At 64.6% G+C, this 13531-nt stretch carries 9 protein-coding genes; 5 read left to right on the plus strand and 4 right to left on the minus strand.

Annotation, left to right across the window (positions count from 1 at the left end):
• Window positions 1-181 precede the first annotated feature (181 nt).
• From E8F11_RS22670 to E8F11_RS22685, 4 genes are all read left to right on the plus strand, one after another.
• Complete coding sequence (locus tag E8F11_RS22670; protein ID WP_280291135.1) at window positions 182-1927, plus strand: hydantoinase B/oxoprolinase family protein; 1746 nt, start codon at window positions 182-184, stop codon at window positions 1925-1927.
• 13 nt (window positions 1928-1940) lie between these two features.
• Window positions 1941-4025: a hydantoinase/oxoprolinase family protein gene (locus E8F11_RS22675; RefSeq protein WP_280291137.1), complete on the plus strand. Its 2085-nt coding sequence runs from the start codon at window positions 1941-1943 to the stop codon at window positions 4023-4025.
• A 146-nt stretch (window positions 4026-4171) separates the two neighbouring features.
• A complete protein-coding gene (locus E8F11_RS22680) occupies window positions 4172-5128 on the plus strand; it encodes a helix-turn-helix domain-containing protein (RefSeq protein ID WP_280291138.1) in 957 nt (318 codons plus the stop codon).
• A gap of 309 nt (window positions 5129-5437) precedes the next feature.
• Window positions 5438-6310, plus strand: coding sequence for a WYL domain-containing protein (locus E8F11_RS22685; protein ID WP_280291139.1), 873 nt, complete (start codon window positions 5438-5440; stop codon window positions 6308-6310).
• 790 nt (window positions 6311-7100) lie between these two features.
• Here the strand turns inward: E8F11_RS22685 and E8F11_RS22690 are convergent.
• From E8F11_RS22690 to E8F11_RS22700, 3 genes are all read right to left on the minus strand, one after another.
• Window positions 7101-8696: an MFS transporter gene (locus E8F11_RS22690; protein ID WP_280291140.1), complete on the minus strand. Its 1596-nt coding sequence runs from the start codon at window positions 8694-8696 to the stop codon at window positions 7101-7103.
• Complete coding sequence (locus E8F11_RS22695) at window positions 8693-9790, minus strand: HlyD family secretion protein (RefSeq protein ID WP_280291141.1); 1098 nt, start codon at window positions 9788-9790, stop codon at window positions 8693-8695. Before E8F11_RS22695 ends, E8F11_RS22690 begins: the two co-directional genes overlap by 4 nt.
• A gap of 131 nt (window positions 9791-9921) precedes the next feature.
• Window positions 9922-10683 (minus strand): SDR family oxidoreductase, encoded by a 762-nt coding sequence (locus E8F11_RS22700; protein ID WP_280291142.1) that lies wholly within the window; start codon window positions 10681-10683, stop codon window positions 9922-9924.
• A 257-nt stretch (window positions 10684-10940) separates the two neighbouring features.
• Here E8F11_RS22700 and E8F11_RS22705 point away from each other — a divergent pair, with 257 nt between their 5' ends.
• The gene (locus tag E8F11_RS22705; protein ID WP_280291143.1) at window positions 10941-12539 is read left to right on the plus strand and encodes a winged helix-turn-helix domain-containing protein; all 1599 of its coding nucleotides are present in this window, start codon (window positions 10941-10943) and stop codon (window positions 12537-12539) included.
• 125 nt (window positions 12540-12664) lie between these two features.
• Here the strand turns inward: E8F11_RS22705 and E8F11_RS22710 are convergent, their stop codons facing one another.
• Window positions 12665-13057, minus strand: a complete 393-nt coding sequence (locus E8F11_RS22710) for a GFA family protein (protein WP_280291144.1) — start codon at window positions 13055-13057, stop codon at window positions 12665-12667.
• Window positions 13058-13531: the final 474 nt, after the last annotated feature.

Raw genomic sequence — 13531 nt, forward strand, 5'->3', positions numbered from 1 at the left:
AGGGGCGATTTCAATCGCCAAGCGGACCGCAGGTTCGCCCCATCCCCGATCGAGTGCGCCCAAACGCAACAAGGGGTACACCCAGCGACAAGCCAGCCACCCCGCCCCGGCCGTAGCCTTTCCACCACGGACCGCCGCCGGCGGCCCTCACCCGAAGCATAAGAAGAAACGTTGGTGCCCTATGAAAACAGTTGATCCGATCACCCTGGCGGTCGTTCGAGGCGCGCTGGAAACAGCGCAACGCGAAATGACCCTGACCCTGGAAAAGACCGGCCGCTCCAGTGTGTTCAACCTGGCCCATGACTATTCCAACTCCCTGTTCGACCACCTTCCGGAAATGATCCTGCAAGGCCAGGACATTCCGATCCACCTGGGTTCGCTGATTCCCGCCATGAAATGCGTGGCCGAATTCTTCGGCGACGACATCGCCGAAGGCGACGTGATCTATCACAACGACCCCGCCTACAAGGGCAGTCACATCCTCGACTGCTGCATGTACAAACCGGTGTTCCACAAAGGCGAACTGGTTTTCTGGACCGTCTGCAAGGGCCACCTCACCGATATCGGCGGCCCGGTGCCGGCCGGCTACAACCCCGACGCCAAGGAGATCTACGCCGAGGGCTTGCGCATCCCGCCGGTAAAGCTCTGGGAGAAGGGCAAGCGCCGTGAGGACGTGATCAACCTGTTGCTCACCAACATGCGCGCCCGCCCCTACCAGGAAGGTGACCTCAACGCCCAGTTCGGCGCCTGCAAGGTCGGCGAGCGCCACCTGCTGGAACTACTGGACAAGTACGGCGTGGAACAGGTGCGCGCCTGCATCGCCGAGTTGAAGAGCATGGCCGACCGCCACATGCGCGCGCTGCTGCGCGACGTGCCGGACGGCCACTACAGCGGCACCGCCGTGCTCGAGGACTCCGGCCACGGCCTGGGCGAGCTGGCCATCACCGCCCATGTGGAAATCCGTGGCGACGAGGCGCATATCCGCATCGAAAGCCCGCCCCAGGTGCCCTACTTCATCAACTCCTACGAGGGCAACTCGGTATCCGGCGTGTACCTTGGCCTGATGATGTTCGCCCAGGTCGCCCCGCCCTATAACGAAGGCCTATACCGTTGCGTGACCGTCGACGTCGGGCCCAGCGGCACCCTGTGCAACGCCGAAGAACCGGCGCCCCACGTCAACTGCACGACCACGCCCATGGAAACCCTGGCCGATGCCGTGCGCCTGGCCCTGGAGCAGGCCTCGCCGCAGCGCGTCACCGCCTCCTGGGGCCACGCCAGCGGCATCAACATCGCCGGCCACGACCCGCGCAACGAGAACAGCGAGTACGTCACCATGGTGCTGGCCTCGATCATCGCCGGGGCCGGCGCCAACAAGGTGATGGACGGCTGGCACGCCTGCGGCCCGCTGTGCTGCTTCGGCGCGCTGATGAGCGGCGACATCGAGCTGCTGGAACACGCCTATCCGGTGCTGATCCACCGCTACAGCCTGATGGCCGACAGCGGCGGCGCCGGCGAATTCCGCGGCGGCTCCGGAACCCGCCTGGAGATCGAGCCGCTGGAACATGCCATGACCGTGGTCGGCTTCGGCGAAGGCCGCCAGCTGCCGACCGCCGGCGCCGCCGGGGCGCGCAATGCCCTGGTGGAGCCCAAGCTCGGCCGCCTGACCCATCGAATGGCCGATGGCGAGGAAGTCCACTACGTCCAGAACCCCATGCTCACCATTCAGCCGGGTGAGCGGATCATCAACATCAACCCCGGTGGTGGCGGCTACGGCGACCCGCTGCGCCGCCCAGTGGCAACCGTCCTGCAGGACGTGCGCAACGGCCTGGTCTCGCCCCAGGGCGCAGCCCTGGAGTACGGCGTGATCCTCGACGCCGACGGCCACCTCGACGAAACCGCCACCCGCGCCGCCCGCGGCCAGTTCTGACCGGAGATCCGACATGCGCAACCAATATCGCCTGGGCATCGACGCCGGCGGCACCTTCACCGACTTCATCCTGGCCGACCGCGACGGCGGCGTGCAGCTGTTCAAGGCCCCCTCCACCCCGCAGGACGGCACCCTGGCCATCCGCGCGGGCCTCGCGCAAATCGCCGACGCCACCGGCCGCACGCCGGCCGACGTGATCGCCAACTGCGACCTGTGCATCAATGGCACCACCGTCGCCCTCAACGCGCTGATCGAGCGCACCGGGGTCAAGGTCGGCCTGCTCTGCACCGCCGGCCACGAAGACAGCCTGGAAATCCGCCTTGGCCACAAGGAGGAAGGCCATCGCTACGACGCCCATTACCCGCCGGCGCATATGCTGGTGCCGCGCCATCTGCGCCGCCCCATCGGCGGCCGCATCCTCGGTGACGGCCGCGAGCACAGCCCGCTGGACGAGCGCGCCGTGCGCGACGCCATCGAGTACTTCCGCGCCGAGGGCGTGGAGGCGGTCGCCATCTCCTTCGTCTGGTCGGTGCGCAACCCCAGCCACGAGAAACGCGCCGCCGAACTGGTGCGCTCCGCGCTGCCGGGCGTGTTCGTCTGCACCGGCGTCGAGGTCTTCCCGCAGATCCGCGAATACACCCGCACCTCCACCACCGTGGTCAACGCCTACCTGAGCCCGGTGATGGCGCGCTACGTGGAGCGCATCGATGCCCTGTTCGAGGAACTCGGCGCCCAGCAGCCGGTGCGCTATTTCCAGTCCAATGGCGGGCTGGCACCGGGCAATGTGATGCGCGACCGCGCGGTCAACGCCATCAATTCCGGCCCGGCCTCTGCGCCACAGGCCGGACTCTCGGTGGCGCGCCCCTTCGGCATCGATAACGTCATTACCGTGGACATGGGCGGCACGTCCTTCGACATCACCCTGACCAACGCCGGCCGCACCAACTTCAGCAAGGACGTGGACTTCCTCCGCCAACGCATCGGCGTGCCAATGATCCAGGTGGAAACCCTCGGCGCCGGGGGCGGCTCCATCGCCCACCTCGACGAGTTCGGCATGCTCCAGGTCGGCCCGCGCAGCGCCGGGGCCAAGCCGGGGCCGGTGTGCTACGGCAAGGGCGGTAGCGAACCGACCGTAACTGACGCCAACCTGGCCCTGGGCTATCTGCCCGACGGCGCGCTGCTCGGCGGCAGCATCCGCCTCAACCGCCAGGCGGCGCTGGATTCCATACGGCAGAAGATCGCTGACCCGCTGGGCATCAGCGTCGAACGTGCGGCCTTCGGCATCACCACCCTGGTCAACCTGAACATGGTCAACGGCATCCGCCGCGTGTCCATCGAGCGCGGTCACGACCCGCGCGACTTCGCCCTGATCGGCGCCGGCGGTGCGGCCGGCATGCACGTGGTGCGCCTGGCCGAGGAGATCGGCATCCAAACCGTGCTGATTCCCAAGGTCGCATCGGGTCTGTGCGCCTTTGGCCAGATCCTCTCGGACGTGCGCTACGACCAGCTGACCACACTGCCCATGCGCCTGGATGCCGGGCATGTCGACCTGGACCGGCTCAACCGGGCGCTGGCCGACCTGCGCCGGCAGGGCCTGGTCAACCTGCGCGACGACGGCTTCGGCGACGAGGCCAGCAGCTGCCACTACACCCTGGAGATGCGCTACCTCGGGCAGATCCACGAATGCAGCGTGGAGCTGGAAGCCCACCAGCTCGACGAAGTCGGCCTGGCCACGCTCTGCGAGGCCTTCCACGCGCGCCACCAGACCCTCTACTCCTATAGCGAGCGCAGCAGCCCGGTGGAGCTGGTCAACCTGGAGTGCTCGGTGATCGGCCAACTGCCGCGCCCGCCGCACCGCGAATTGCAAGGCCCGGCCAATCCGCCATCGCCAGTTCCGGACAGCCTGCGGCCCATGCTGTTCAGCGCCGAGGGTGAATGGCAGTCCACTGCCGTGTTCAACGGCAACCGCCTGCTGCCCAGCCAGACGGTGCAAGGTCCCTGCGTGATCGAGGAAGACACCACCAATATCGTGGTGCCCCCGGGCTGGCAGGCCACCCTGGAGCCCTCCGCTACCTACCGGGTGACGTGCGGCGCTTGATGTCGGCCGCCGTCACACCGATCATCTGGCTGTTCCCAGCCCGGCAGTCCTCGACTGCCGGGCTGCCTGACAATAACAAGAGCTGCTTGAGTAGCTTGCTTGCAGTTCCTTTTTTCAATGCTGCCCTGTTTGAAAAAGGACGAACCATGCCCACAGAACTATCGACCCACGGCTGGTCGCTGCCCGAACGGCAAGCGCGCTGGGTCGAGGCCATCAGCGATACCTACTTCGCCTTGAGCCTGGAGTTCGCCGCCGAAAAGCCTTTCGATGGCCACCTGCAACGCTGGAGCACGCCCAGCACCCCGCTCAGCCTCTCGCGCCTGCGCTCCAGCGAGCTGGGCTATTCGCGCAGCAAGGCGCAGATCGGCCAGGACCACGACGCCTTCTACCTGGTCACCGTGCCGCGTCGCGCCGACGTGCACTTCGAGCAGGACGGCCGCGAACTGAGCTGCAGCCCCGGCGGTTTCATCGTCGAGCGGGGCGACGCGCCCTACCGCTTCCACTACGGCGCCGACAACGACCTCTGGGTACTCAAACTGCCGGAACGCGCACTCAAGGGCCACTTGCGCGGCCCCGAACGCTATACCCGCTATTGCTTCGATGCCACCCGGGGCCTGGGACGCGTCTTCGTCGAGCAGCTCGACCTCTGCGCGCGGCACTTCGATGACTGCCCGACAGCGGCCCGCCACCTCCTGCTGGAGCAGGCCATGTCGACGCTGCTGCTGGCGCTGCAACAGGACGAAAGGGTGCTCGGCAGCGAAGGGAGCAACCTCAGCACCCTGCACCTGTCGCGAGTCGAGCGCTTCGTCGCGCAGAACCTCGGCGACCCGGATCTTTCGCCGCAATCCATCGCCAGCGCCTGCGGCCTTTCGCTGCGCTACTTGCACAAGCTGTTCGCCAGCACGCCCTACACCCTCGGCGAATGGGTACGCCAGCAGCGCCTCGAAGCGGTGCACCGTCAGCTGCGCGACCCGCAATGCCACCTGTCCATCGGTGAACTGGCTTTCCGCTGGGGCTTCAGCGACCAGGCCCAGTTCACCCGTGCCTTCCGCCAGCAATTTGGCTGTACCGCCCGCGAAGTCCGCGGCGCCCGCGCGCACTGAGCGACTCTCCAGGACGAGTTCGCGCAGCGCTTTTTCGTAGGGGCGAATTCATTCGCCAGGCGGGCCGAAGGCTCGCCCTGCCCTACCCTGACAGGGGCTGCTGCGCAGCCCTTAGCGAATGAATTCGCCCCCACAAGAAGTGCATGCCCAATGCCCTGGCTCGATTCCGCTCTCCTGTGGGAGCGCTTTCAATCGCTATGCAGCTGGCAGGGCAGTCTTGCCCGATGGCGCCTACATATGTAGCGTCAGCCGACAGGTCCAGATCGTGGATGTGTACAGGCAAACATTGGGCACGGACGGGGGCAGACCATGAAACGCAAACAGTCGATCGAACATGTGCGCTGGGACCTGGCCTTGCGCTACCGCCTGATCGAGACGGTGGTCTGGTGGGAAGGACGCCTGACCACCAATCACCTGATGCAGAGCTTCGGCATCAGCCGGCAGCAGGCGTCCAAGGACATCAACACCTACATCGGCGAACATGTGCCCAAAAACCTGACATATGACAAGCACCTGAAGGGCTACGTCCCGAGCAAACAGTTCCGCCCGCTGTTCATCGACGACAGCGCCGACGCCTATCTGCACCTGCTCAACCAGAACCACGAGCGCGCCCCGCATATCGAGGGACTGGCCCTGGCCTATGCCCATACCCAGGTGCTCAAGGTGCCGGACCGCTCGGTACGGCCCGAGGTCCTGCGCCCGCTGCTCAAGGCCTGCCGCGAAGGCCTGCGGCTGGAGACCGAGTACGTCTCCCTGGCCAACCCGACCCCGGAAATCCGCCTGATCGCCCCGCATACCCTGGTCTACACCGGCATGCGCTGGCATGTGCGCGCCTACTGCGAGAAGAACCGCGCCTACCGCGACTTCGTCCTCAGCCGCCTGCGCGGCGAGCCCGAGCTGCTGGACGCGTCGGACAATGGCCGCGACCAGGACGAAGGCTGGAACACCCAGGTACAAGTGATCATCGCGCCCGACCCGCGCCTGAAGCCGGCACAGAAGACACTGATCGAAGTCGACTTCGGCATGCAGGACGGCCAGCTGCAGCTGGACACCCGCGGCGCCCTGGTGCAGTACGTGCTGCAGCGCTACCAGATCGACCCGAACAAGGTGCAGGCCAAGGCCGTGGCGCAACAGATAGTGGCGGCCAACCTGGAGGAGCTGGAGCGCTGGCTCTACACCTGAGCCTCCAGCCAAACCATTGGGGGGGCGAATTCATTGGCTATGTCTGCTCTAGCTGTTGCAGAACCGAATAGAAGCGTCTAGCACAGACCTTTCAGACCTGCGCACCTGCCTGACATATCCCTCTCCCCCGGCCCCCGCCCTGCGCCCCAGCCTGAGCGCTGCGCGCTCAGTCGCTCATCGGCACCGGAAGCGGTGCTTCCGACAGCGTGCCTCTTCGCCCCGGAGGGCGAGGGGTGACTCGCGCCTGACAGGACGCGGTAATCCTGACGCCTGGGCATTGCCTGAACCTGTGCAGAAGAGGTGGGGCAGCGATTCCGCCCCGTCAGTAGGCCGAGCGGAAGCGTTGCGCAGGGGGACGAGCGGCATGGATGCCGCGAGAGGCGTGCGGGGCCAKGGATGGCCCCTCACGCCGGGCCCCCGGAGCAATGATGGAGCGAGGGAACCCGACGAAGTCGGGCCGGATGCAGGGGCGAGCGTTCTTGGTTACTTCTGGGGCGACTGCCAGAAGTGACTCGCCGGGAGGCGAAACAGAGACTCGCAGCCCACTCGATAAGCAACCCGGCTCAGGACGTTCTAGCAACACTTAATGCAGACATAGCCAATTCATTCGCCAAGGGCAGCGAAGCTGCCCCCCTCTTCCTCGAGGAAAGACAAAGCCGCGCCTGGTGCGTGGCTTTTCATTTGAAATGCAGCGTGGATGCGCACGGCAGGGAACGGCCGCCCCTTTTCTCTCGTCAACCGACGGACGCGCAGAGAGAGTCCGATCCAGTGCTGGTTGGCGTGGGCTGTCTCAGGCGACAGCTCGCGCAGCGCGCACTTTCGCGTATCGCGAAAGTCCGACCTTGATACCGACCAGCATGGGCGCGGCGATTACAAATAGCAGGGCAACTGCGATGAACGCTGTGTCGAAGGCAATCACTGTGGACTGCCCTGTCACGACCCGGCCGAGAAGGCTCGTCGCTCCCCGGCTGGCGGCCGCTGCATCCATCCCTTTCACTCCCAGCATGGCTGTCGTGGTCGTCAGCCGTTCGATGACCGCCGCCCCTCCCCCGGTGACGCTAGCGCCAAGGACCACGGCATTGGCGGCGACGTTGTGCTCGATCAGTGTCTGGAGCGCTGCGACCCCCATGAGACCACCCAACTGGCGGCCCGTATTGAAGAGGCCTATCCCGCAGGCGAGGTTTCGGCGGTTGAGGTTGCTGAATGCGATCAAGGTAATCGACAGAAACAGGAAGCCCAGGCCCAGGCCGCGCAACAGGATGGCTGCCATCATGTCGTCGGTGCCGCTCTCGCTGGTCGAACCGGACAGCATCCACATCGCCACCATGATCATCAGGATTCCAAAGGGCACGGTGGCTACCGGCGGAACGCGGCGGGCCTGGAAGAGAAAGGCAGCAATGAGCAGCGCGCCGATGAACAACGCGCCACTCGGCAACAGCAGCTGGCCGGCATCGGTAGGCGTGAACGCGAGGACGGACAGGGCGAACGCCGGAATCAGGAATGCGCTGCCGAACAAGGCGGCGCCGGCGACAAAACTGACGATAAAGGCGAAGGAAAAATCGCTCGATCTGAACAGGGTGAAGTCGAGGAGACCTTGGCCTTTGGCCAATACCTGTTGGCCGAGAAACGCCAGCAGAGCGGCTGCGCCGATCACGGTCAGCCACAGGATGCGGGGCTCCTCGAACCAGTCCCAGCGGCTGCCCTGGCTGAAGACGTAGGTGAAACAGAACAGGGTGGCAGAAATCAGTGCGAAGCCGATCCAGTCAAAGGGACGGAGCCGAACCTTGGCGGGCATCGGGCCGTCTGCGATCAGCAGAAGTCCGGTAGCCGCCAAGGCAAGCGGCACAACGCTGAAGAAGATCCATGTCCAGGATTGGCTATCGATCAACCACCCTTGAAGGGCCGGGGCGATCGTCGCGGGCGCGACGACGGCGCCCATGGCGAACAGGGCTTGAAGGATTGGCTGATGGGCTCGCGGGTAGGTGAGAAATATGAGCGTCTGGCCCCCGACCAGCAGGGTGCCGCCAGCGAAGCCCTGAATGATTCGAAGAGCGACCAGCAGGTCCAACCGAGCCGTGATGGCGGCAATGCCGCACGCCAGGCCCATGACCAGGGTGGCGCCGATGATCACATTGCGCGGATGGAAGCGCTCCAGCAGCGAGGGCGCGATCATGAATCCGATGAGCTTGAGCGCGGTGTAGCCGATATCCAGCCAGGCGAACTCATCAGGCGTTGCATAGGTGTCACCGATGATGTCGGCGCGGCCGAGCGACAGAACGGTGCTGGCGATCGCTTCCGTCAGCGTGGCAAGCACTATGCCCGCAACCAGAAGGAGTCCGGTCGTGGATCTGCCGTGGCTCGGCGTGGCGGTGGCAAGCGTTGTCATGAGCCGCTCCCTTCATCGATCTCGACGCGCGCGGACAGGCCAGGCACGATGCGGCCCGGCAACGGGTTGTTGGCAAACCGGATCTTTACCGGAACGCGCTGCACGACACGAACGAAGTTCCCGGTTGCGTTATCCGTGGGGAGCAGGCTGAACGCCGAACCACTACCCGGTGCAAAGCTGTCGACCACGCCTGCAAGTGCCCCTTCGGGGTAGCCGTCGACCGTGATACGCACGCTCTGACCGGGCCGGATATGTTCGAGTTGGGTTTCCTTGAAATTCGCCACGACCCACACATCATTGACCGGAACGATATCGAGCAAGGACACGCCGGGCGTAACGAACCGGCCGATGCGGACCTGGCGGTTGCCGATGACCCCACTCACAGGCGCGCGCACTACGGTGCTGTCGAGATCGATCTGGGCGAGATCGCGCGCGGCCTGTGCCTGTGCCACGGCAGCAACGGCAGCTTCTCGCTGGGCCACAAGGACGACGATGCGTTGCTGTTGAGCCTCTACCGTTGCCGAAGCGGCCTCTACCGCCGCTTCGGCTCTCAAACGTGCCGCGTCGCTTTCATCGACAAGGGCTTGGCTGACCGCGTTGCTGCGGATAAGTTTGCGGCTGCGATCATGGGTCTTGGTCGCCAGGTTCATCTCGGCCACGGCCGAACGTCCCTGGGCTTCGGCCTGTCGAATGAGCGCACGCTGAAGCTGGGTCTCCGCATCGACATTGGTCAGGCGAGCCTCGGCTGCTTTGACATTGGCCACGGCTTGCGCAAGCCGTGCGTGGTAGTCCCGATCGTCGATCCGAAACAGGACGTCACCCGCCCGGACGGTCTGGTTGTCCTCGACCTCTACGACAGTGACATAACCGGCAACCTTGGCGGCGAGCGAGGTGACGTCTCCGCGGATATAAGCGTTGTCGGTCGAGGTCTCGCCGAACGTACGAGCCAAGGCCCATCCGGCCGCCACGACCACCACGGCGCCGGCGCACAGCAGTATGCCGATCATCTTTCTCCTGCTTTGCCGCGCCACTACGACACCGATCTCGGAGCCTCCGCCGGTGGCGCTGGCGATCTTGTCCTCGAGCGATTTCATTTTCTCGTTTCCTGTTGAATGCCGATGACCTGCAGCAGCCTCGGGGCGGCAGTAGCCTGCCGCCGGGCTGCCCTGCGTCGATGAGCACGTTGATCGGAACACTCCGTAGGGCTGATTCGTACCAGGGAGTCTCAGCGCCCCGCCTGGGCGGTCGACTGGCCGAGCCAGTCCTCGAAGTGGATCGCGCCGAGGCGCGGGTTGGTGCCCGGGGTCAGCGATTGATCGTCGAGAAGGGCGCCGAAGTAGCGCGCGCGCACGTCCGGCACGACCTTGCGCGTGTCTTGAGTTCCCCGCAGGAAACGCCTGACCAGTTCGTCCAGCGGCATGGCCTCGGGACCGGCGACTTCGAGCGTGCCATTGACCGGCGTTTCGAGGGTGACGTCGGCGAGGGTTGCCGCTACGTCATCGGACGCCATCGGCTGGATCAGCGCCGGTGACACATGCAGCTCCGTGCCGACGACGAAGGACTGGGCAATGCCGCCGACGAATTCGAAGAACTGCGTGGCACGCAGGATGGTGTAAGGGATGCCGGACGCCTTGATGAGGTTTTCCTGCGCAACCTTGGCCCGGAAGTAGCCGCTGTCGGGAAGGCGTTCACTGCCGACGATCGAGAGTGCGACGTGATGACGGACGCCAGCGGCAGCTTCAGCCGCCAGCAGGTTGCGGGTGGAGGTTTCAAAGAAGTCGAGAACGGCCTGGTCCTCCCACGACGGCGCATTGGCCACGTCGACGACGATTTCCGTGCCATCCATCGCTTGGGCCAAACCCTCGCGGGTGATGCTGTTCACCCCGGTGCTGGGGGCGGCCGCGAGCACGTCATGGCCGCGCGCGCGGAGGTGCTTCACAAGTTTCGAGCCGATGAGGCCGGTGCCTCCGATGACGACGATCTTCATGGTTTCTCTCCGCTTCTACCGACGGCAACCATTGCCGTCGGTGTGGATGGAGAGTGCCTGCGGGCGTCAGGGAAGTCCTTGTGCCAGCCTTGAATTACCCTTCGGGGGAGCTTGGTTTATCGTCCAAAGCAGCAGTGCGCGACTGGCGCCCCGTGCTGGACGGTGCAGCGGGATACTCGCTGCCGTATTATCGATGCCACGTACCAATCGCCAGCTCGGACACGGAGTCGAGTGCGCTCGACCAGGGGATACTCACCTTGCGATTCGTGTTTGAAGACTACGTGCTCGATCCGGAGCGCCGGGAACTGACCTTGCGCGGGCAAGTGGTGACCGTCGGGCCACAGGTCTTCGATCTACTGCTGCAGCTCGTCAGCAACCGCGATCGCGTCGTCAGCAAGGACGACCTGCTCAAATCGGTGTGGAGCGGCCGGGTCGTCTCGGAATCGACGATCACCAGCCACATCAATGCGGTTCGCAAGGCCATCGGCGATACCGGCGAGGAGCAGCGTCTTGTGCGGACGGTCCCCCGTAAGGGCTACCGCTTCGTCGGCGAGATCAAGGTCGGCGAGGACGGGGAAGCGCGACAGGCGGATCGGCCAGGCATCATCGAAACCGCGCCCGTTGACCTGAAGGAAATACCTCCACCCGCGCTCGTCCTTCCGGACAAGCCCTCCATAACCGTCTTGCCCTTCCAGAACCTGAGCGGCGATCCGGAGCAGGAATATTTCGCCGATGGCGTGGTGGAAGACATCATCGCCGCCCTGTCGCGTATCCGCTGGCTGTTCGTCATCGCGCGCAATTCGAGCTTCACCTACAAGGGCCGGGCGGTGGACGTCAAGGAAGTCGGCCAGGAACTCGGCGTGCGCTACGTGCTGGAAGGAAGCGTGCGCAAGTCCGGGAACAAATTACGCATCACCGGGCAGCTCATCGATGCGACGACCGGCACGCATATCTGGGCGGAACGCTTCGAAGGCATGCTCCACGACATCTTCGAACTACAGGATCAAATCGCCGAAAGCGTCGTTGGCGCAATCGCGCCACAGCTCGAGCGGGCGGAAATAGAGCGCGCCAAGCGGAAACCGACGGAAAGCCTGGACGCCTACGACTATTACCTGCGCGGAACGGCGAAATTGCACAGCGGCACCCGGGAAGCCATCGAGGAGGCGCTGCCGTTGTTCTACAAGGCCATCGAGCTCGATCCGGAGTTTGCCTCGGCCTATGGCATGGCGGCCTGGTGCCACTTCTGGCGCAAGCTGAATGGCTGGATGACCGATCGGGCTCGAGAGATCGCCGAGGGCGCGCGGCTTGCGCGTCTGGCGGTGGCGCTCGGCCGGGATGATGCAGTGGCGCTGACCCGCGGTGGACATGCATTGGGCCATCTTGCTGGCGATATCGATGGCGGCATAGCGCTGCTCGACCGGGCACGCCTGCTTAACCCTAACTTCGCCCCGGCTTGGTACCTGGGCGGCATCCTGCGCGCCCTGCGCGGTGAAACAGACGCCGCGATCGAAAACTTGACCCATGCCATGCGCTTGAGTCCGCTGGATCCGGAAATGTTCAGGATGCAGGTGGGGATGGCGCTCGCGCACTTCTTCGCCGGGCGCTTTGATTGCGCTGCGGACTGGGCGGAAAAGGCGTTGGGGAACCTGCCCAGTTTTCTGCCTCCGGTAGTGCTGGTGGCGGCCAGTCATGCGCACAGTGGGCGAATGGACAAAGCGAAGCAGTCGATGCAGCGCCTACACGAGCTGGATCCATCCTTGCGCATCTCCACCCTGAAGGACTGGCTGCCAATCGAACGGTCCGAGGACCTCGCGCGGCTCGCGGATGGACTGCGGCTGGCCGGGTTGCCCGAGTGACCGCGGCCCGATTGGCCATGGCCGGCGTGATCGAAGGCGCTGTCCTCGAGCATCTGGTTCGATATCTCGATCAAGGCATGCACTTCGGTCACCTCGTAACGGCGCCTTCGCACCGTTCTTGCCACCTACTCCTCAAAGCGACCCGAGGCGCCACGATCGCGCTCGTATCGTCTCGTGAGCGGAAACGGCGGCAACCAGGACTCGCGACGGATGGTCCAGCTTTCGTAGGTTGGCATCAGTTGGTCAGGGGCATCCAGGGATCCCAGGTTCACTTCGATTTCGTCTGCGGTGCGTGCGAAAACGGACGAGCCGCAGCGGGGACAGAAAAACCGCCCGGCGTAGTCGCGTGTTTCGCCCTCGATCGTCACCGCATCCTGAGGGAATATCGCGGAAGCGCTAAAAAGGGCCCCATGATGCTTGCGGCAGTCGAGACAGTGACAAAGGCCGACCCGGTATGGGAGTCCCGACGCCACAATTCGGACGTTGCCGCAAAGGCAACCGCCTGTGAATCGGTCCATGCTGCGTCTCCTCTACAATCAAGCGCTCGGAATGTTTGCAACGCCCCCCATCGGGCGTCCACGATGCTCTACCCACTGGGCCATGACGAAGCCATTCCGCGACACTGCGACGCTTGAGCATTTCGTCGATGGCTAGCGCAACACCGGTCTTCCCGAGTAACGCGCCGGCATGACCTCGCGAACGGCCATTATCGGTGGTTGTGAAAATAGCAGCTATGCGACTGCAAAGGGTCGAATGCTACCGACGCTGATTAGGGTAGGAAAAGTAAATCCCCTTTTTTGTGGTTCTTCGCAGATTACCGGGGAGATTTTGCTCAGACCGGATAGGCAATCTGGTGTGAGTGAGGCTTGAGGTTCTGGTGTTCAGCTCATTGCCGAGCGGGCTTCAGGTCTCTGTTTCGCCCTCCCGGGCGAGTCCCTTTTCCAATCGTTGAAAAGGAACCAAAAAACTTGCCCCAACATCCGGCCCCGGCT

The sequence above is a fragment of the Pseudomonas sp. BN417 genome (genome assembly GCF_029871205.1).
GTDB lineage: Bacteria > Pseudomonadota > Gammaproteobacteria > Pseudomonadales > Pseudomonadaceae > Metapseudomonas.

Coding starts and splice junctions, on each gene's coding strand:
- E8F11_RS22685 (WP_280291139.1), top strand. CDS start 5,438: ATGAAACGCAAACAGTCGATCGAACATGTGCGCTGGGACCTGGCCTTG.
- E8F11_RS22695 (WP_280291141.1), bottom strand. CDS start 9,790: ATGAAATCGCTCGAGGACAAGATCGCCAGCGCCACCGGCGGAGGCTCC.
- E8F11_RS22690 (WP_280291140.1), bottom strand. CDS start 8,696: ATGACAACGCTTGCCACCGCCACGCCGAGCCACGGCAGATCCACGACC.
- E8F11_RS22710 (WP_280291144.1), bottom strand. CDS start 13,057: ATGGACCGATTCACAGGCGGTTGCCTTTGCGGCAACGTCCGAATTGTG.
- E8F11_RS22700 (WP_280291142.1), bottom strand. CDS start 10,683: ATGAAGATCGTCGTCATCGGAGGCACCGGCCTCATCGGCTCGAAACTT.
- E8F11_RS22680 (WP_280291138.1), top strand. CDS start 4,172: ATGCCCACAGAACTATCGACCCACGGCTGGTCGCTGCCCGAACGGCAA.
- E8F11_RS22675 (WP_280291137.1), top strand. CDS start 1,941: ATGCGCAACCAATATCGCCTGGGCATCGACGCCGGCGGCACCTTCACC.
- E8F11_RS22670 (WP_280291135.1), top strand. CDS start 182: ATGAAAACAGTTGATCCGATCACCCTGGCGGTCGTTCGAGGCGCGCTG.